The sequence below is a fragment of the Mucilaginibacter sp. P2_A4 genome (assembly GCF_056405015.1).
In genome coordinates this window covers 1-20375 of the sequence record NZ_JBFUCX010000003.1, presented here as the reverse complement: position 1 = coordinate 20375, position 20375 = coordinate 1, and the positions used below count along the sequence as shown (strand labels likewise).

14 protein-coding genes are annotated in these 20375 nt (G+C 43.2%); 4 read left to right on the top strand and 10 right to left on the bottom strand.

The annotated features are described in order from the left end of the window. Window positions 1–75 precede the first annotated feature (75 nt). The 5 genes from AC1DYB_RS06640 to AC1DYB_RS06620 all read right to left on the bottom strand — a co-directional run bounded on the left by AC1DYB_RS06640 (window position 76) and on the right by AC1DYB_RS06620 (window position 8834). On the bottom strand, window positions 76–966 hold the full coding sequence (locus tag AC1DYB_RS06640) for a hypothetical protein (protein ID WP_477433449.1): 891 nt from the start codon (window positions 964–966) through the stop codon (window positions 76–78). A 54-nt stretch (window positions 967–1020) separates the two neighbouring features. After that, a complete protein-coding gene (locus AC1DYB_RS06635) occupies window positions 1021–2241 on the bottom strand; it encodes a family 16 glycosylhydrolase (RefSeq protein ID WP_477433447.1) in 1221 nt (406 codons plus the stop codon). A gap of 258 nt (window positions 2242–2499) precedes the next feature. Continuing rightward, on the bottom strand, window positions 2500–4377 hold the full coding sequence (locus AC1DYB_RS06630) for a glycoside hydrolase family 30 beta sandwich domain-containing protein (protein ID WP_477433445.1): 1878 nt from the start codon (window positions 4375–4377) through the stop codon (window positions 2500–2502). An 866-nt stretch (window positions 4378–5243) separates the two neighbouring features. Then, window positions 5244–7154 (bottom strand): 7TM diverse intracellular signaling domain-containing protein, encoded by a 1911-nt coding sequence (locus AC1DYB_RS06625; protein ID WP_477433443.1) that lies wholly within the window; start codon window positions 7152–7154, stop codon window positions 5244–5246. 201 nt (window positions 7155–7355) lie between these two features. Continuing rightward, the gene (locus AC1DYB_RS06620; RefSeq protein WP_477433441.1) at window positions 7356–8834 is read right to left on the bottom strand and encodes a glycoside hydrolase family 30 protein; all 1479 of its coding nucleotides are present in this window, start codon (window positions 8832–8834) and stop codon (window positions 7356–7358) included. Between the two features lie 213 nt (window positions 8835–9047). Here AC1DYB_RS06620 and modA point away from each other — a divergent pair, with 213 nt between their 5' ends. From modA to AC1DYB_RS06605, 3 genes are read left to right on the top strand one after another with little or no spacing between them, the layout of a single operon-like run. Next, entirely contained in the window at window positions 9048–9824 is a 777-nt protein-coding gene (modA, locus tag AC1DYB_RS06615; RefSeq protein ID WP_477433439.1) for a molybdate ABC transporter substrate-binding protein, read from the top strand. A gap of 15 nt (window positions 9825–9839) precedes the next feature. Continuing rightward, window positions 9840–10511, top strand: a complete 672-nt coding sequence (modB, locus tag AC1DYB_RS06610; RefSeq protein WP_477433437.1) for a molybdate ABC transporter permease subunit — start codon at window positions 9840–9842, stop codon at window positions 10509–10511. Then, entirely contained in the window at window positions 10508–11125 is a 618-nt protein-coding gene (locus AC1DYB_RS06605) for an ATP-binding cassette domain-containing protein (RefSeq protein ID WP_477433435.1), read from the top strand. Before modB ends, AC1DYB_RS06605 begins: the two co-directional genes overlap by 4 nt. 3 nt (window positions 11126–11128) lie before the next feature. On the opposite strand, the gene pnuC is transcribed toward AC1DYB_RS06605, so the two are convergent. After that, window positions 11129–11752, bottom strand: a complete 624-nt coding sequence (gene pnuC / locus AC1DYB_RS06600) for a nicotinamide riboside transporter PnuC (protein WP_477433432.1) — start codon at window positions 11750–11752, stop codon at window positions 11129–11131. Between the two features lie 244 nt (window positions 11753–11996). On the opposite strand from pnuC, the gene AC1DYB_RS06595 reads away from it, so the two are divergent. Then, window positions 11997–14426, top strand: coding sequence for an outer membrane beta-barrel protein (locus AC1DYB_RS06595; RefSeq protein ID WP_477433430.1), 2430 nt, complete (start codon window positions 11997–11999; stop codon window positions 14424–14426). Window positions 14427–14533: 107 nt separating this feature from the next. Here the strand turns inward: AC1DYB_RS06595 and AC1DYB_RS06590 are convergent, their stop codons facing one another. The 4 genes from AC1DYB_RS06590 to AC1DYB_RS06575 form a co-directional block, all read right to left on the bottom strand. After that, window positions 14534–17395: a M16 family metallopeptidase gene (locus tag AC1DYB_RS06590; protein WP_477433428.1), complete on the bottom strand. Its 2862-nt coding sequence runs from the start codon at window positions 17393–17395 to the stop codon at window positions 14534–14536. A gap of 71 nt (window positions 17396–17466) precedes the next feature. Then, window positions 17467–17967 (bottom strand): DUF2059 domain-containing protein, encoded by a 501-nt coding sequence (locus tag AC1DYB_RS06585; RefSeq protein ID WP_477433426.1) that lies wholly within the window; start codon window positions 17965–17967, stop codon window positions 17467–17469. A 3-nt stretch (window positions 17968–17970) separates the two neighbouring features. Beyond that, window positions 17971–19086, bottom strand: a complete 1116-nt coding sequence (locus tag AC1DYB_RS06580; RefSeq protein WP_477433424.1) for an acyltransferase family protein — start codon at window positions 19084–19086, stop codon at window positions 17971–17973. A gap of 161 nt (window positions 19087–19247) precedes the next feature. Beyond that, window positions 19248–20375: PIG-L family deacetylase (locus AC1DYB_RS06575; protein WP_477433422.1), on the bottom strand; the 1128-nt coding region annotated here is incomplete at its 5' end.

Below are 20375 nucleotides of genomic sequence, written 5' to 3'. Positions count from 1 at the left end.
ACTAAACAAAAATTCAGTTATAGGATAATGCATTCCCTACAAATTGTGATGAGAAATAGGCAGGCTTTTTTGGCTCTACCACATCAAACTAAGCCCACCGTATACCTGGAAACCATTTCGGGACACGCTGTTCAGTTGGGTTTTGTCAACCTCGCCAGTGCTGAGGTAAAGTACATCGGTGCCGTTACCGGTTTGCCAGGTAAAATAGCCGCCGCAAAGGTTTATAGCGGTATTGTTGGTAATATGGTAACTTAATTTGCCGCCCGCTTGTATGCCGTAACCATTCGCGTGGTGTTGGTAGCTGATGGGGTGCTGAAAGTTGGTGATCAAATTCCAGTTGCCGTTGCTATTGTAGCTTACCTGTTGATAAGTCATGTCAGCTTTAAATTCAAGCTTTTTGATGATCGATACAGAGGGTGTCAATTTAAGGAAACCGCCTTTCCAACGCGGTGAGTAGGAACTATTAAGATTGGGGAACATGTTGCCGCGATCAAGCAGGCGCAGTAACTCTTTACTTTCGGTGTAGCCTAAAACTGAGGTAAGGCTGAAGCGACCCGAATTAAAAATAATATAGCCAGCCCCCAGATTCCATAAACTGGTGTTGCCCCTGTTGGCATTAAAAGTTTCATTATAGGTGGAATTGCTTCGGTTATCTGCGCTATAGTCAACATCGTTTACCGTGCCAGATGATATAAATTGCCGGGAGTAATCGGCATAGATAACTAATCGTTTGTAAAAATTCCAGCTCGCGGATGCCGCAATATTTTGCCCTGCAACTTTTGTCCATTTAAGTTCAGAAAGAACATTTGGATTTTGCCCGCTGATGTTGCCGGATATGGACCAGTGAAAGTTTTCCTGCTGGTAACCTGTTGATATATCCACCTGTAGTTTTTTTTGTATCATCTGGGCATGCAGGGGCTTAATGCAGCACATCAGTATTAAAACAAAAACTATAAGCTTCTTCATCAGGTAAAAATTAGCCTGCCTTGCAGTTGAAGGCAGGCTAAATATAATTGATAACTATTGATTGATCCCAAATGACTCCCAACCCGAAGCAGTTGCACGGGTGCAGGTCATGGCCTGTGTGCCATTTTCGCTGGAGATAAACTTGCCATTATTGCCCCGCAGGGTTACTTTACCATCGGTTGTGGGCACCCAGTCAAACTTTTCCCAGTCGCCAATAGTGGCGCGGTTGCAGGTAATGGCCTGTACGCCGTTTTCTGATGATACATATTTACCCATACTTTGCAAGGCAACTTTGCCGCCACCGGCATCAACAACCGTAAATGTTTCCCATGCCGAAGCTGTAGGGCGGTTACAATTCATGGCTTGTGTGCCATTTTCGCCGCTTACATATTGGTTATTGAAACCTTTAAGGGTGATGTTTGAACCGATAGGAGGAGAAGTTGTACTGCCCGAAAGATCATAAACGCGTACATAATCAACCACCATGTTGCAAGGCAAAGCACCATCGTTAATGGTATTGCCCGGCAGATCGCCACCTATAGCCAGGTTAAGGATGATGAAAAATGGATTATGAAAAGCCCCTGTATTATTGATGTTGTTGGCAATATTACCGGTTACATAAAGTGTATTATCAACATACCATTTGATAGAATTGGTATCCCACTCCACTGCATAGGTATGGAAGCCTGTTGGTGTAGTAGTAGTGCTGCCACCGTATTGACTATGCCCATTAACATACCAATGCATGGTGCCTAAAATGGTGTTCGAGGTATTTACCTGCTCCATAATGTCAATTTCGCCACATTGCGGCCAGCCTGCTGTGCCTATATTGGCGCCCAGCATCCAGAAAGCGGGCCAGGTTCCCTGCACAGCAGGCAGCTTAATGCTGGCCTCAATACGCCCGTAAGTTGGCTGGAATTTACCGGCAGTGGTTAGTTTGGCCGATGTATAAGGCTGACCGCCCACTGTTTGCTTGCGGGCAGTAATGGTTAAATATCCCCCCGATACGGTGGCATTGGCTGATTGGTAATATTCCTTCTCGTTATTCACGTTTGGGTTGCCGTTGTCCAGGTTCCAGTTGGCGGTGTTTACGCTGGTTCCATTAAACTCATCGCTCCATACCAGCGTTGCCGCCCTCGGGGTGGTGCCCTGGTTGGTTTGGGTGTTCGCGGTTGCGGGTGCTTGCTTGTTCGCGTCCTTTTTACAAGCAATGGCCAAAGTGGCAAGGGCCATTATTGTAAAGGCTCCTTTTGCATAATTTAAGAATTGATTCATAAGGTTGGTATTTTGTGTTATAAAATTGGTGGGTTGCGATTTTTGATGATTAATTCTACTCTTCCCAAAAAAAAGTCATTCCGAACGAGGTACGAGGAGGAATCTTCTGCGCTCTGCAAAACTCATCTGCAAAGTTTGCAAGAAAAGTTGCACAAGATTTTTCGCTATCGCTCAAGAAACAGTTTCTCTTTCGCCCCGTCACTCTTTTCCCCCTCTGGCTCTATCGAAATGACATTTTTTTTAATTACATAAGTTTAATTATTGATTTACCCCGAAAGCTTCCCAGCCAGATATGGTGGCCCGGTTACAGGTCATGGCCTGTGTGCCGTTCTCGCTCGAGATATATTTGCCGTTGTTGCCTTTCAGTGATATTTTACCATCGGCATTAACCACCCAGTCAAATTTCTCCCAATCGCCATAAGTAGCGCGGTTACAGGTGATGGCTTGTGTGCCGTTTTCTGATGATACATATTTGCCCATGCCTTGTAAGGCTATCTTGCCTGCGCCGGCGTCAACTACGGTAAATTGCTCCCATGCAGAAGCGGTTGGACGGTTACAATTCATGGCCACGGTGCCGTTTTCGCTGCTTACATATTGGTTGTTGATGCCTTTCAATGTAATAACAGAGCCAATGGGAGCACCGGATGATGATCCGCTTGATTGGGTACCACTCCATTTAAAGGTTGCCACGGCACCGGCTGCTAAAGAATAAGTGAATGATTCTGTACCCCATTTAACTTTAAAACTAACTGCAGATGAGCCATTATTAAGCGCGATTAGCACCTTGCTGCCATCGGAGTTTTTAAAGGCTACGTTTTGGATACTGCCAGAAAGGTTGGAAGAAATACGCATAGCCCCCGGTCTAACAAAACGGGCGGCATGACCAATAATATAATAACCAACATTGCGGGTAATAGAAGTTCCGCTTACGGTTATACCACCCAGGCAAGTGCTGCAACCGCCTGCGGTATGCGGGTTATTATTGGGGTCGGCAGCCAGGTTCCACTCCAATACGTTTCGGCTCCAGTTACGGGTACCGCCAATAATGAGGGTATTTACATGCCATGAAAGGTCGCCGCCAAAATTGCTTGGCGCGCCAACCCACTGCTCGGTGAAATAAACGTTTTTATTGGGGTAGGCATTATGAACAGTTGTTAACGCGCTGATATCACCTGCATACAGGTGAAAAGCGGAACCATCAACATAAGCATTGGCGCCGGCATCGCCTAAAACAGTGGTGGCATAGCTGGGCACATCGGCATTATGATCATAAGCGATGATCTTGGTGGCGAAGCCTGCCGCCCGTATTTGCGGACCAAGATTGTTTTTAATAAAAGTAGCCTGCTCTGTTGCCTGCATCTCCATACTTGGGTTGTTGTAGGGGTTTAGCGGCTCGTTTTGCGGGGTAATGGCATCAATGGTAATACCCTGTGCCTGCATGGCTTGTAAGTATTTTACAAAATAGCGGGCATAGGCATCATAATAGGCCGTATTTAAACTACCGCCTGTATAGCCATTGTTGCCTGTGGTGTTAACTTTCATCCAGGTTGGGGCTGTCCAGGGGGTGGCAATAATTTTGATGGATGGATTGATGGCGATAATCTTTTTCAAGATGGGCAGCATATCCTGATTTTCCTGGCTGATGCTGAAATTGGTCATATTCACATCGCCCGCTACCTGGTTGTAGGTAAAATCGCTGGAACTCAGGTCTGATGCGCCAATGCTGATCCGTAGATAGCTGATGCCGATCTGCCCGTTCGCTGTGCCGAAAAGCTCGCTTAAAACAGCGGCCTGGTTGCCGCCAAGACCGTTTAATAAACCGGCGCTGCCGCCAGTTAAAGTAAAACCGAAACCATCAATACCCTGGTAAGTGGTATTCTCGTCAACTGTTACAGTTGTGGCATTTGTGCCCGCGTCCGCGGCGAAATTAAAACTGGTTTGTGCCTGCAAAAGCTTCGATTGGTCGGATGTGGTTACCCATGCATTCACCACTTCATTGGCGGCACGGGCTATTGTTCCGGTTTTTGTCTGGGCGTTTGCCGTTCCGGTGTTGGCATCCTTTTTACAGGAAAATAACAGGACAGCAGGTAGCAGGGTGAGGGCTGCCAGCCACTTGAATTTGTAATTGATCTTCATAAAATTATTATTTGGTTTAATTGATTGCACACAAAATTCCATGGCAAAAAGCTGTCTACGCATCTGCTAAATCGCTTTATTGATTTAATCAATGCTTAAAATACAGTAGTTTGAACGCAGGCAAAATAGCATAGCTCAAAATAGTTTTTCAGGAAGACAGGCTTATGTCTGGTTTATAATTGTAAAACAAATCTATGTTATTTTAAACGTAAATAACAATAGCAATGTTCGTAAATAACTGATTAATAGTATATTATGTATATTTTAATACGGTTGGAACGCAGGCATAAAACTGAAAAATATGCCATTAGATGATTTGTTAAAGGATTTTTAGGAGATGTATTTTTTTTGTGATACGCTTGTGTCGCAGTTAATTTTAAAGAAAAAAAATATGATCGCGACCGATAGGACTGCAGTGTTTATAAGCAAGATAATTGAGATGCCATTAAGTTAATAGGTTTCGCGCAAAGACGCCATGTCAGGTCGCTTGTTTTTCTTAGAATCGATTTATCTTCATCGTTGTTTGAGGACACAAACAATGGAAAAAGACTAAAGCGATAACCTCAGGAAGTGGTACAATGACAACGAAATTAGGGTAGCTCCCATGGAGCAAAAGAATATTTCTGATGTTTTTCTACAAATATGTAGCCTCTCCGAGGCATTTGAAATTGCTGAGAAATTGTAAATCGACGAAAAAATATCCCGTAGAGATAACCTGCTTGTAGAAAAAGATGGTTATAAGATATTTTGTCTCGGAGAGGTTACCCGACCGGGGGACATCACAAAATCAAGCCCTTAGATCATGGAAAATGTATTTTTCACCATAATTAAGGTGCATTTTTAGCACTTTAAGACCTAATCTTCGTTCAATCCACCGAATTATCAATCACCAATTTACTCCAGCCCTTTGACCCTGCGTTCTTGATCTCCTTTTTGCGGGCCTCCATTGCCTTTTTAATTCGCGTGCTATAGGCCCAGCAGGTACTTTGACGGATAGACAGGATTTCGGATAGTTTATGGGATGAGATCTTGCCTTTGGTAGAGTACATTAAAAAAATCATGTAAAAGGCTTTGTTGATAGGGATGCGGGTGTTTTGTAAAATGGTATAGGCTATCACCGATTCTTCGTAACCGCATTTTGAACACCTGCGACTATAAGGTAAATGCCCGCCGCCATAATGCGTACCACTACATTTTCGGCAGGCGTAAGCGTTCTCCCATTTCAGATCGGACAAGAATTTGAAACAGGTTTCCCTATCGGGATAAATCCTGCTGAACTCCTCAAAATCTACCTCGGCCGACATTACACGGTCGTGAGTTACCTTCTCGATGTTGTTATGCAGGGTAACATTGTCTTTTTCGAGCAGCACATTCATGCGCGAAATTTCTTCGGCCTGGTGCTGCAGCAGGTCGTTCACTGATCGCAGCTCCTCGTTCTGCTCGGCAATCATGGATGATTTTTCAACCAGCTCTTTGGTGCGTTGCTGTACCTGCTCTTCCAGGCGTTTATTCAAAATGTCTTTTAATTCCTCATTCTGCTTCATTTGTTGAATAATATCCTGCTGGGCATCATCCTTTTCCTTCTTCAGGATCCTCACTTTATCGCCAATGGCAAAGGAGATGAAAAGCATTTCGGTAATAAAACAAACGCTCAGGCTATAGTAATCAAACTCGGTAACCGGCAAAAACCACATATTTAAGGCAATGCAGCTTTTAATAACAAAGCCTATCAGCAAAAAGCAATAACCGATAACAAAAAAACGGGCTGGTTTATACCCGGTAGCCCAGGTATAGCAGCCCGCATAAAAGGCCAGCAGCAGGGGTATAAACTCAATAATTTTATAGTTAAACCAACTGTTGTTTATGGTGATGCAAGCCAGGAAATACAAGCAACGCAATACTATTACCAAACTGGTAGCTTGATGTAAACGGGGCGCGTTTACCTTTAAATTGAGCAAACTTTGGGTAAACAGCACAGCAAAAATACTGGCGGCAAACAAGGCTATGCCATAAGCATACTGATTCCAGCCCGGATTGTTGGGCCAGATGTATTGATAGGCTATGCCATCGGCACACATTTCATAAAGGCCAATGCTGATGTTATAGGCGATGTAGTACAGGTACTGCACCTTGCGCATAGCTATAAACATCATGAGGTTATACAGGCCGAAAACCAGTATCATTCCATAAAACACCCCAAAAAAGAAATACTCATCAAGCGCGTAGCTGATAAACCAGCTCACCGTACGCAAAACCATAATTACGTTTACAGAATGGTGCGATCTGATGCGGATGTAATAGATGGCATCCGCGTCTTTAGGGGTATTTAAATTCAGACTGAAATTTTTATGGTGATAAAACCTATCCGAAAAGGGACGGCTGCTGCCCAAAAGTGTTGGGGTATATTTATTGGGAGCGGTGGGCGAATAAACGGTAATGCTATCTATCGTCTGATCAAAAAACTCCAGCAGCCAGTTGTTTTTAGTGCCGGCGGTATGGCCTATTTTTATACGGTACCAATAGGCGGATTTAACGTTCCGGGTAACCGGGGTAGGTTCTGGATTTACCCGGAAATGTTTGTCAAAAGCGGAGATATCGGCCTCGCTGAATTTTAACTGAGCTGTAGTATCTTCAAAATAATACACCTGCTTGTATTCAAATATGTGCTGCTTAACTTTATCATTTAGCGGTACGGCAGTTTGTGCAGATACGCTATTGATGAGGCAAAAAAATAACAGTAAAGCCAGGGTAAAATATCTCGATAAAAGTTTATACATACGCAGGTAACGGGGTAATTTTCTTTCGTACCCGCAGCTTGGTTTTGCAGGTACGAAAGCTGGTTAGTTTGGTTAGCGTCAGGCCGGATACAATAATAGTATATTTCTTTTTATAATCCTATTAAAAGTATATAATACAGTTATTTAAAGATTTTTTTGAAGTAAATTAACTTTAATGAAACTTTTATAAAGTATTGAAAATTACCACACATAAGTAGCAACTGCGCCTGCTGCAAGCGTTGTAGACGCTGATTTACCATCAATTTTAAAGCTGAAAGTTTGTGGTGTACTGCCGGGGTTTAAAACAATGAGCACCTTTGATCCATCGGTGTTTTTGAATGCTACGTTAGGTAATGCCGATAGGTAATCTGAGGCTATCCGCACTGCGCCGGGCCTTACAAATTTTGATGCATGGGCTATTATATAATAGGATACATTGCGGGTAACACCCGATGATGCGTTAACGGTGATAGCGCCACGGCAGGTACTGCAGCCACCGCCGGTATGAGGGCCGTAACTTGGGTCGGTGGCTAGGTTCCATTCCAATACATTGCGGCACCAGTTGCGGGTAGCCCCAATAATTAAGTTGGTAAAATGCCAGGAAAGGTCGCCGGCAAAACCTCCTTCTGATGGCGTGTACTGCTCGGTAAAATAAAGGTTCTTGTTGGGATAGGCATCATGCAGGGCCAAAAGCGAATTAATATTGCCCGCATACAAATGGAATGCAGAACCATCAATATAGGCGCTGGCAACAGCATCCTTAAAAATATCCGTAGGGTAATCGGTATGGTCGGCATTATGGTCATAGGCTATAATTTTGGTGCTTAGCCCCGCTGTTTTAAATTGCGGCCCCAGGTTGTTTTTTATAAAATCGGCCTGTTCGCTGGCCTGCATGGTCATCGCGGGGTTGTTATAGGCATTTAGCGGCTCATTTTGCGGGGTAATGGCATCAATGGCTATACCCTCGGCTTTCATGGCCTGTATGTATTTTACAAAATAGCGGGCATAGGCATCATAATAAGCAGTGTTTAAACTTCCGCCTTTAAAACCGCCATCGCCAATTACGGCGCTTTTCATCCAGGTTGGGGCGGTCCATGGGGAGGCCAGAATTTTTATGTTTGGATTGATAGCGAGGATCTTTTTTAATACAGGGATCAGATCTGTTTTTTCCTGAACTATAGAGAAGCTTTTAAGGTCGATATCGGTTTGGCCGGGCGTAACTTCATCATAGGTATAATCAAAGGCGCTCATGTCTGATGCGCCAATGCTGATCCTGAGGTAACTTACGCCGATGTGTGTGCCATCTGTTGCAAACAGGTCTGTTAACAGCTCGGTTTTTTGTGCATCGTTCATCAGGTTAATAACCTGTGCGCTGCCCCCGGTAAGGCAATAGCCAAAGCCTTCAATGGTTTGGTAAGTTGTAGCGGCATCTATATTAATGACGGTACCGGCTGTTGTGCCGGTGCCAAAGTTTATAGCTACGTTTTGTTTAGTAAAAGCCTGAGATTGATCTGCAGTGGTAAGCCACATGGCAACATCGCTGGTTAAAGAGGGTGTTGGCGTTACCAGTGTAACGGGCGAGGGCGTAGCAACAGTAGTTTTTTTGCTACAGGCTTCGGCACCTAAAATGGCAAGTGTAATAAGGGGTACCAGAAGGGCTTTACTGAAATTTTTTTTCATAGAAAGGCAGGTCTTTATTAAAGCTTTTTTGTTTTAAATTGATGTAAAATTGGTTTATTTAACTGCGGAACTCCACTAATATATAAATCAATAAACGGCATAACAAGTATATATTTGTGCTGTTATACCGTTGAGCCCGTTGTTTTTTTATTTCTGATACGCTTTAATACCAATAGAAACCGACGCCGGCTTAGTAGATAAAAATAAAAAACCATGAAGCACGAACAATACAATAGCAAGCCATTAAAAAGTATATTTTTTTTTATTGCTTTGAGCATAATGGCACATTTGCCCGGATATGCGCAAAATGTGCGGGTTGCGGCTGCAGCCAACCTGCAATCGGTTATTGAGGCATTGCAAAAAGATTTCAAGCAAAAAACGGGAATTGTAATTGAACCTGTCATCGGCTCATCGGGCAAGTTGGTGGCGCAGATCAGTAATGGTGCTCCCTTTGATGTGTTTTTATCTGCCGATATGAGTTTCCCCGAAACTTTGTTTAAAAATGGCTTCGCTACAGATAAACCGGTCGTTTACGCCCAGGGTAGTCTCATTATCTGTAGCTGGCAAAATATCGGCTTTAATAATTGGGAACGGCTTTTATTAACCGCCAGGGTAAAAAAGATTGCAATAGCCAACCCGGCAATAGCGCCCTACGGCAAAGCAGCCGAAGAAGTATTAAAAAAGAAGGGCATTTTGGATGATGTAAAGTCTAAAACAGTTTATGGTGAAAGTATATCGCAGGTAAATACCTACATCACAACCGGGGTTGCCGATATTGGGTTTACCACACAATCATTTATTAAGGAAACAGAACATAAAACCGCTTTATATTATAAGGTTATCAACCCTAAGGATTATACACCTATATTGCAGGGTATGGTAATATTAAAACATGGAGCAGGCAACGCTGGGGCCGAAAAATTTTACAGGTATATTTTAAGCCCGGCAGCTAAAAGTATTTTTACAAGCTATGGTTACCATATGCAATAACCCCTATTTTTGTTGATGGACCTTTCCCCAATATGGCTTACTTTAAAATTGGCCGGTATTACAACAGCTTTGCTGCTGGTTATTGGTGTGCCGTTTGCCTGGTGGCTTTCGCGGGGAACATCTTTTTTTAAAATTATTATTGAAGCTATTATTACCATGCCATTGGTATTGCCGCCATCGGTATTGGGGTTTTACTTGTTGCTGGCTTTTAGTCCGCAGCACGGCCTGGGTAAATGGTTGCATGATAGTTTTGATGTACAGTTTGTATTCTCGTTCCAGGGCCTGGTGCTGGCTTCGGTAATTTACAGTATGCCCTTTATGGTTGGTCCGGTAAAATCTGCTTTGCAGCAATTACCCGCTGCTTTATCAGAGGCTTCGTATACTTTAGGTAAAACCCAGTGGCAAACATTTAAAAGCGTTTTATTGCCCAATATTAAGCCATCGTTATTAACAGCTATTGTACTCACGTTTGCCCACACCCTGGGCGAGTTTGGGGTGGTGCTGATGATAGGTGGCAACATACCCGGCGTTACCCGGGTAGCTTCCATAGCGGTATATGATTCGGTAGAGAAAATGGATTATGCGGCGGCCAATAATTATTCGCTCATTTTGTTTTCCATTACGTTTGTACTGGTAATAGCTGTTTTTGTGTTTAACAGGTATCGAGCCAAAAGCCCTTTAGGATGATCAGTATAGCTATCGAAAAAAGATTGAAAGCCTACCATGGCCAGCAGGTATTGCGGATTGATAAGCAATTCATTACAGGCAGTATCACCAAAATATATGGGCCTTCTGGATCCGGTAAAACCACTTTCCTTAAATTGATTGCAGGTTTAATCAAGCCCGAAAAAGGAACAATTATTGCCGATGGTGTTACCTGGTTTGATACAGCAGCAAAGGTTAATTTAGTTACTCAAAAAAGGAATCTGGGCTTTGTATTTCAGCAATATGCCCTGTTCCCCAATATGACTGTGAGGCAGCACCTGGAATATGCCACCACTGATGCACAATGGATAAAACGATTACTATTATTAGGCAAGCTGGAAACGTTACAAACGCATAAGCCGGAGTATTTATCTGGTGGGCAACAACAACGCCTGGCTATCCTGCGAGCCCTGACTACCAAACCCAAACTGCTTTTAATGGATGAGCCCTTCTCCGCGCTCGACCCTAAAATGAAAACGGAACTGATAGCCGAATTAAAAATGATTTTGCAGGAACTGGGCACAACAACCCTCATAGTAAGCCATAATCCATATGAACTGGATGGATGGGTTGATGACGAGATGGTTTTTGAGTAGAAGTTATACTTCTTCGGCAGGTTTTATTGCTTTATATTCCTTATACCAGTCAATATAACCTATAGTAGCCAATATCAGCAACACAATATATAATATGGCAGTTAGATACAGGCTTTTATAAATGTATAGCGGCACATAGCAAATATCAACAAATACCCAAAGCGCCCAGTTTTGGAGTATCTTCCGGGTCATGAGCAATTGCGCCACAAAGCTTATTGCTGTACAAAAGCCATCGATATAAGGAACGGTACTCGAGGTGAATTTTTGAAGATATAAGCCCAATAATAATGATAAAGCCAATGTAGCCAGGATCACCAATCCATATTCTTTTGGACTAAGGCTGCTCACCGGTTTTTCGTGTCTCTCTTTTTTTCGCAACCAAAAATACCAGCCATAAATCCCTGTACCCAGGAAATAAATCTGCAGGTAAGCATCGCCAAACAGTCCATTCTCAAAAAAAACAATGAGGTAAGCCGTTACGCTGATGATGCCGGTTAACCAGTTCCAGATATTTTGCCTGGCAGCCAGGTAAACACAGGCAATGCCTGTAATAGCCCCTATCCACTCCAGGTAGCTGGTTTGCTTAATTCCCTGCAGAATTTGTTGGCTGATGGAAAGAAGATGCATTTAACTCAAATATATAAAAGGAAATTTAAGGGGCAAAGCAGGTGATCACCCCCTGATGTGTTGACTTAAAATGCCAGCGTTACCTTCCCTAAAGCCCTTCCGCTTTCCAATTGTAAATGCGCATTGGCCATTTGATCAAAGGAGTACCGTAAGATATTGCATTTACGCAGGGCGGCATATAACCGATGTAACACTTAAAGACAGTATGCGTCTTAGTTATGAATTTCTGATTACATTAGTTGATATGATGTTAAAAAGGTACTGCTTTATTTTGTTGTTATTTCTTTGTTCAGGTGTTTATAGTCAACCGGCATATACGGATAAGTCTGAATTTGTAATTACAGTTTTAAATGAAAAGTCGCAGCCGGCAGCGGGGGCTACGGTAAAATTGGTACAGGGTGATAAGCCTGTAAAGACTATCATGAGCAATATAATGGGAGAGGCTTCATTTAGCGACATTGCGGCTGGTGCATATACATTTTTAATTACCTATACAGGCTATAAGCCCCAAAGTACCCGTGTTTACCACTTCCCTGTTAACGTATATGCCGATACCGTGATATTACAACCATCAAGTACAGCATTGCAGGAAGTGAGCATTGTTGCCAATACCTCCTTTGTTCAGCAAAAAGAGGGTAAAACGGTGTTGAATGTGGATGCTTCTGTTACCAGTATAGGATCAACCGTACTGGAGGTTTTGGAGAAATCGCCGGGAGTAACTGTTGATCGGAACGGAGGCATAGCCTTGCAAGGTAAAGCCGGCGTTTTGGTTATGATAGATGATAAACCTACCTACCTATCCGGTGCCGACCTGAACAACTTGCTGAGCAGTATGAGCTCGGCACAGGTGGCGCAGATAGAACTTATTACCAACCCTACTGCGAGGTATGATGCAAGCGGCAATGCGGGGATTATCAACATTAAAACAAAAAAGAATAAACAAAAGGGCTTCAACGGCTCTTTTACAACTTCGGTTGGGCAAGGTGTTTATCCCAAAAACAGCAATAGCCTGGTTTTAAATTATCGCACAGGGAAGATCAATACCTTTTTTAATTACAACATGAATTTTGTGGAGTACCTGTTAGATCTGTATGCGCTCAGAAAATATTACGATGCCAACAATATATTAACAGCAAAGCTTGATCAGTCGTCTTACTTATCAGGTACGTCTTTAAACAATACTATTAAAACCGGGCTTGATTATTATGTTAGCCCTAAAACAACTTTAGGTATTGTATTGAGTGGTACTCTTGTTGGCAGGCATGGCAATAACAGGGCGATAGCCAACTGGTTAAATACTGATAACGCAGTTGATTCTGCCATAGCAACCACCAACAAAAGCCATACCCATTTTAAAAACGGTTCTATAAATTTAAATGCCCAGCACAGTATATCTCCCTCGCAGGATCTTGGGGCTGATATTGATTGGCTGCATTATAATTTCCTTACTCAACAAAGCTTCAACAATACCTTGCTTGCTCCAGGCGGGTACCAGGATATATACCGCGGCAACGTGCCTACAATCATAAACATTGTTTCGGGAAAGGTTGATTATACCTTGCGTACGGATAAAAGTGGCACATTTCAGTCGGGCTACAAATCATCTTATAGTAATACCGATAATACAGCATTGTATGAAAATCTTGATGATTTGCAGTGGACGGAAGACTACAGTAAAAGCAATCATTTTTTATACAAAGAGAATATCAATGCCGTTTACAGCACTTTTGAAAAGAAGTATTCGAAGTTAACTGTTCAGGCTGGTATCAGGTACGAGTATATCAGTTACAAAGCCCATCAGCTGGGGAATGCTATTCAAAAGGATTCGGCCTTCTCCCGCAATTACGGCGGCTTTTTCCCCAGTGGTTACATTAGTTACCAGGCTGATTCTTCCAACAGCGTCACATTAACGGCTGGCCGGCGGATTGACAGACCGGTATTTCAAAACCTGAATCCGTTTTATATTATCATTAACAAGTATACTTACCAAACAGGTAACCCATACCTTTTGCCGCAGTACAGCTGGAATTTTGAGCTAAGCCACCAATATAAAAACCTGCTTACTACAAGTATATCTTACAGCAATATCAAAAATTACTTTTCGCAGCTGTTTCTTAACGATGCCGCCAAGGGAATACTTTTGTATACGCAAGGCAATGTTGGCAGTACTTATAATTTGGGCCTGTCATCCACACTCTCGGTATCGCCGTTTAACTGGTGGAATGTAACCATGGAGGCCCTGTATAATCACAAGCAATTGAAAGGCTTTAACGGCAATACTTATACCAGTAAAATAGATCAACTTAATCTTAATGCTAATAACCAGTTTACCATAGCCAAAATTTATACCGCCGAGATCTCTGGTTTTTATACCACAAAGGCCCGCAACGATGTGCAGGAATTATTATCCCCCACCGGGCAGTTATCCCTGGGCATATCAAGGCCCTTGTTAAAAAAGAAGGCCACTTTAAAGTTCAGCGCGCGGGATATTTTTTATACCAATGCGATGGAAGGGCTAACCCAGTTCCCTAACGCTACCGAATATTTTAAATTACGAAGAGATACAAGGGTGTTTACACTTGCCTTTACCTATCGTTTTGGCAAATCATACAAGGTGGCTAAACGATCAGACGGCAGCGCCGCGGATGAGAAGGATAGGGTAGGCAATAGTTAATGAGACAAATGGCCAGTAAGAAAACAGGCTTAACGTAAAATACCGACCAACAAAAAACGCCCTGCCAGGATTATCCGGCAGGGCGTTTTTAAGTATCAGCGCGAGGGTTATTTTTTCTCGGGCATTAGTATTAGTTTAATCAGGTTTTTACCGCTAAGGTATTTGTTGGCGGCATCTTTGGTGCTTTGAACGGTTACCTGTTCAAGATTGCCTACATGTTTCAGGATCTCATCCGGGTTTTCGCCATTTTGTGATGATGAAGCAAGGTATCCGGCCCAAAAAATGTTTTCCTTCATTTGCTCGCGGGTTGTGCGGGCTTCTTCGGCAACAAATTTCTGGATATCTGCAGGCTGGGCGCCGTTTAGTTTAATTTTGGCTATCTCATCTAAAGTAGATGCTATCATTTTGTCAACATTTTCAGGAGCGCATCCAAAATAAACGGTGATTGAATATCGGCCGCCAGGAATTTTATGATAACCCGCCCTTACACCAGGAGCGTAAACGCCGCTTTCCTGTTCGCGTAAACGCTCAATCAGTTTAATGTTCAACACTTCTTCAAGCGCATCCATCTGGATGTTGTTAGCATCGTTGTAGTCATAATCTCCACTAAAAACCAATTGAACACTGCTTTTTTCGGCCACACCTTTATTTACTATTTTGGTGATCTCACCAGCAGGCGGTTGAATTTTAAGGTTCTTATAAGTTTCTTTACTGTTGGTTGATGGCAGCCCCCCTAAATAATGCTCCAGGTATGGTTTCACCATTTCCACATCAAAGTTACCCACCAATGTAAAGGTAAAGTTGCTGGCATCGGCAAACCTGTTTTTATAAAAAGTATATGCTTTATCAAGCGTAGCGGCGTTTAGTCTTTCGGGCTTAGTTACCATCCCCCTAAAATTATAGCTACTTAAAACGGCCGATACGGTATCCTGGAACACACTCGGCGGATCAAGACCTCTATTGGCCAGTACAGATTTGGTTTGGGAAATTGTTGATTGCCAAATATCATTATCCTTACGTGGTTGCGTAAAATAGAGGTAGATGAGTTGTAACGCGGTTTCAAAATCGGCAGGTGATGAGCTCCCGGTAATGCCTTGTGCAAACTCGCTGATGTAAGGACTGATATTTAAATTTTTGCCGGCCAGTTTTTTATCAAGCATACCCTGGTTAAACTGGGCAACACCGCTGTTACTGATGATAGACGACGCCAGGTTGGCTGATGTAAAATCATCATCGCTGGCCAATGACGAACCGCCAAATGCGTAGCCGTTTATCAGGATCTGGTCGTTTTTATAGTCGGTTGGTTTAAGTACTACCTTAAGGCCATTACCCAAAGTTAAGGTTGTTGTACCAATAGCCGAATCGGCCGCGGTGTTAACCACTTTAGTGCCTTCCGGTAATTTGCTTAATAATGGGTCCGACGATACATTATCAACATAAGCAGTAACATTTTGGCCAGCGCTGCTGATCCATTGCAATAAAGTGCTTTCCGATGGTAAGGTAGCCTTATCTTTTTCGGGAGCTTCAACAATCACTGCCCTGTTTTGATCGCCAATAAATTTGCCTGCAAGGGCGTTCATTTCGGCCAGGGTAATTTTACCAATGTTGTTTACGTAAAAATTGTATTCAAAATCAATACCCGGTATGGCTTCACCCTCTAAAAAGTGCTGCTGGTACTCACGTACAAAGTTTGCCGATCTTGTTTTATCACGTTCTTTATAGGCATTGCCCATTTGTACCAAAGCATCTTGCTTGGCGCGCTCCAATTCGGTAAGTGTAAAACCAAATTTGCGTGCTCTTTCAGTTTCGGCTACTACAGCTTTAATTGCACCTTCCAGTTCACCCGGTTTTGCTACAGCTATAGATGTAAATGCATCCTGCTCCCCTAAAAAGCCACCATAGCTTGAACGGCCAAATAAAAACGGCGGATTTGGTTTTTGCAACAATTCGCCTAGGCGGGAATTTAACATCTGGTTAAATAGTTGTACCCTAACGCTCTGCATATAGTCGTTAGTGTTTTTAACAGTTGTGCCCGGATGCTTTACAACAATTTGAGCAAGTGTGTAAGGGAACTCTTTATCCGTAGCTATTTTAACAACGGTGCCTGGCGTAGCAGGTACTGTATATTTTACACGTGGTTTTTCGCCAGCTGGATTTTGTAAGCCAGAAAAGTTTTGTTTGATGAGCGCTTCAACCTGTTTGGGGTCAAAATCACCAACGGCTATTACCGCCTGCAAATCTGGGCGGTACCAATCATGGTAAAAGCTCTTGATGGTTTCCGGTTTAAAGTTTTTAAGGATATCTTCTTTCCCTATTGGCAGGCGTAAAGCATAACGCGAGTTATTAAGCAGTACGGGAAGTACCTGTTGTTGCAGGCGTTCCTGTGCATTTTTTCCGCGTAAGCGTTCTTCTTCTAAAACAACGCCACGCTCTTTATCTATCTCCGTAGGATCAAAGCTTACATAGCCTGCCCAGTTGGCCAGTATTTTAAAACCATTGTTGAAAATTGCAGCGGTATCTGTTGGTATAGGTAACTGGTAAACGGTTTCGTTAAATGAAGTATAGGCATTTAAATCGGCGCCAAATTTCACGCCTGATTTTTGCAGGTAATCAACCATTTGATTTTTGGGGAAATCGCGGGTGCCATTAAAAGCCATATGCTCTGTAAAATGCGCCAGCCCCTGCTGATCGTCGGTTTCCAACACCGATCCTACCTTGTTTACCAGGTAAAGTTCGGCTTTGTTTTTGGGTTCAACATTTTGCCTGATGTAATAAGTTAATCCGTTTGGTAATTTGCCAATGATCACCTGTTTATCAATAGGTAAAACATCGCCTTTTGCAAGTAGTTGTGCTGCAACGGGTTTGCTTTTTGGCGATGGAGCCGGCCTTTTTTTTACTTGTGCAAAAGCACCTCCCGAGGCTATAAGCAAAGCTATAGCTGCTACAGAAAGTTGTTTGTTTAAATTCATATATTGTTTAGGGAATATTTTATGCTAAGATGCTAAACGAAATTATTAGTTACAAATTGTTGCCGGTTAATTTATTGTTTAGCAGGGGCTTCTATCGTTTGAAAGGCGTCTTTCATCATTTGCTCAAGTTCTGACCTGTGAACAGCAATTGTTTGTTGCCCAATAGCCATGCTTTTTTGCATTAAGAGGGGTGTTTTTGAGCTTATTTTTTTACCAATTGGTGAATTATAAAAGGTAGATAGTTGATTAAGTTCCACTTCAGAAAGCTCAGATGCATACAGTTTGGCAAAGCGATCTTTCAGCGTATCCCAGGTGTAATATTTGCTCATAAACACTCTCATTACTTTTAAAAATGTTGGTCGTTGTGCTTCTGGAATTTGCGCACTTGATGCGCTGATCATATTATCTATAATTCCTTCAAACTGCGTGTTTATACCGGTTGCAATTAAATATTGCTGTGCTGCTTTTAAATGCGATGGCGTAAATGAATCGGTAGTTGTTTGTGCCTTTAGGCTGGTAGTTGATAAAAAGATAATGCCAACAAGGGCAAAAAAGGTAAGGTTAAGTTTCATTTATTATATTTTGATAAATATTTTCCTAATATACAGTATCCACATCACCAGCCATAAAATAATGACTGTAAATATGGCGCTGACCAACGACGCGTTTATTGGTGAAAAATAAGGGGCGAAAAAAGTATGATAAATTGATCCTCCGCCAATTTTTATCATACCCATATAATGAGGAATGAAACCTGATAGCACATATGCGGTAATGGCATTTGCTCCAAAAACCACAAAGAAATACGTAAATTTTTTATGCCCCTGTACATCAATAAGCCAATAGCTTAAGGCGAGTGCTATTGTGGCAAGCCCGCCGGTGTAAAGCACAAACGAGCTTGTCCATAAGGCTTTATTGATGGGGAAAAACAAGTCCCAGGCCAATCCTGCTATAACGGCTAATACGCCATAGGTAAACATCCAGCTTACCTTAACCTGGTCATCACGGTCTTTACGTTTAAGCCAGGTGCCAACTCTTATACCAAACAGGCCGGTAGCCATTGCCGGCAAAGTACCCAGCAAGCCCTCCGGATCCCAGGTATGCGATTCGCGCCAGAGGTGGTTTGTGGTAAATACCAATCTGTCTATCCACGCCCCCATATTGGTTTCTGGCTCCAGGTTGGCGTAACCTACGCCCGGTACAGGGATAAAGGTCATGATGATAAAGTATCCAACTAATGCGCCGGCAAAAATCCAATCGCGTGTTTTTTGGGATGTTTTTAGATAGAGTACCGTACAGATAAAATAAACCAGCGCTATACGAGGTAGTACCCCCGGCATGCGTAAATGTGCGAAGCCCCCATCGGGATGAAATATCAATTGAGTGATCCAGGGAATAGCGATCAAGATTGCCGTACGACGAAGGGCCGTTAAAATTAACTTTCCATGGGGCATAGCCGCCTTCTTACTCTCCATAGCGTACACCACCGATACCCCAACCATGAACAGGAAAAACGGAAACACCAGGTCGGTAGGTGTGCAGCCATTCCATTTGGAATGCTCTAATGGTGCATAGATATGGCCCCAATCGCCGGGGTCGTTAACCAGGATCATGGCAGCTATGGTGAGGCCTCTAAAAACATCTAAAGAGAGAAGCCTTGCCGGCTTTTCGGTAGTAATGGTTGCACTCATAGTCTGCGATTGTTATTTTATAAATATAGCGATGAGTTTTTAAACCCATCGCTATGCGCTATTAATATTACATTGGTTCCCCGTTGCCCAGGGAGCTTCCATTATGAATTGTTAAAGTAAATCGGCTGTGATGACACTGCAGATGGGGTAATAGAATGTTTTTAAAATATATATCGTTTAAACGCTTCCATCGCTTCATACTCAGCAAGCCCTAAACGGTCATACCGTTTTGCGGTATCACGTGTTCTGTCTTCAGCCCTTACCCAAAACTCGCGTGCATCATCACCGGGGAATACCGGGCGGTCTTTTTGCGACTGGTGTTTGAAGATGGCGTTCCGTTTGCGGATCACCTCTTCGGGTGATAAAGGCACCGACATTTCAATCTCGTGGGTTTCAAACTCGTGCCATGCCCCGCGGTACATCCACAGCCAGCAATCCTTTACCCAGTCTTCGGTTGCTTTCAGACGGTTAAGGGCGGCCAGGATAATGTTGAAACATACCAGGTGCGTACCATTCGGATCAGCGAAATCACCGGCAGCAAAGATCTGCTGCGGTTTTATCTTTTGAAGCAGGTCGATGGTTAACTGGATATCTTCCTCGCCAACCGTGTTTTTCTTGGTTTTGCCCGTTTCGTAAAAAGGCAGGGCCATAAAATGGATATGGTCATCGCTTAAACCCGCATAACGGGCACCCGAGATGGCCTCGGTTTTACGGATAAAACCTTTCACATCCCGGATTTCGCGGGTATCGATCTGGTTAGGCTGTTTCTGCGGGAAAAAGGCGCGCATCTCTTCGTATAAGGAAGTCAGATGCCCATTATCCTCACCAATACTGTGGGTAAAATCGATGGCGAATTCCATGTAACGCAGTACATCATCATCCCAAACGGCGGTATTGCCCGAGGTCTGGTAAGCCACATGCACATCATGCCCCTGGTCCACCAGGCGGATAAACGTACCTCCCATAGAGATCACGTCATCATCGGGATGCGGGGAAAAGATCACCGAGCGTTTCTTGGCCGGCAAAGCCCTTTCCGGGCGCTGGGAATCATCCGCATCCGGTTTACCCCCCGGCCAGCCGGTAATGGTATGCTGGATCTGGTTAAAAATATCGATGTTGATGTTGTAAACGGGTCCCTGCTCCACGGCAAGCTGTGCCATGCCATGGTTATTGTAATCCTCTTCGGTGAGTTTCAATACCGGTTTGCCGATGGTGTCAGCCAGCCAGATCACCGCTTTTTTCCTCAATACTTTATCATCCCAGGAACAATCTTTCACCAATCTTTCACC

Coding starts and splice junctions, on each gene's coding strand:
- AC1DYB_RS06640 (WP_477433449.1), bottom strand. CDS start 966: ATGAAGAAGCTTATAGTTTTTGTTTTAATACTGATGTGCTGCATTAAG.
- AC1DYB_RS06635 (WP_477433447.1), bottom strand. CDS start 2,241: ATGAATCAATTCTTAAATTATGCAAAAGGAGCCTTTACAATAATGGCC.
- AC1DYB_RS06630 (WP_477433445.1), bottom strand. CDS start 4,377: ATGAAGATCAATTACAAATTCAAGTGGCTGGCAGCCCTCACCCTGCTA.
- AC1DYB_RS06625 (WP_477433443.1), bottom strand. CDS start 7,154: ATGTATAAACTTTTATCGAGATATTTTACCCTGGCTTTACTGTTATTT.
- AC1DYB_RS06620 (WP_477433441.1), bottom strand. CDS start 8,834: ATGAAAAAAAATTTCAGTAAAGCCCTTCTGGTACCCCTTATTACACTT.
- modA (WP_477433439.1), top strand. CDS start 9,048: ATGAAGCACGAACAATACAATAGCAAGCCATTAAAAAGTATATTTTTT.
- modB (WP_477433437.1), top strand. CDS start 9,840: ATGGACCTTTCCCCAATATGGCTTACTTTAAAATTGGCCGGTATTACA.
- AC1DYB_RS06605 (WP_477433435.1), top strand. CDS start 10,508: ATGATCAGTATAGCTATCGAAAAAAGATTGAAAGCCTACCATGGCCAG.
- pnuC (WP_477433432.1), bottom strand. CDS start 11,752: ATGCATCTTCTTTCCATCAGCCAACAAATTCTGCAGGGAATTAAGCAA.
- AC1DYB_RS06595 (WP_477433430.1), top strand. CDS start 11,997: ATGATGTTAAAAAGGTACTGCTTTATTTTGTTGTTATTTCTTTGTTCA.
- AC1DYB_RS06590 (WP_477433428.1), bottom strand. CDS start 17,395: ATGAATTTAAACAAACAACTTTCTGTAGCAGCTATAGCTTTGCTTATA.
- AC1DYB_RS06585 (WP_477433426.1), bottom strand. CDS start 17,967: ATGAAACTTAACCTTACCTTTTTTGCCCTTGTTGGCATTATCTTTTTA.
- AC1DYB_RS06580 (WP_477433424.1), bottom strand. CDS start 19,086: ATGAGTGCAACCATTACTACCGAAAAGCCGGCAAGGCTTCTCTCTTTA.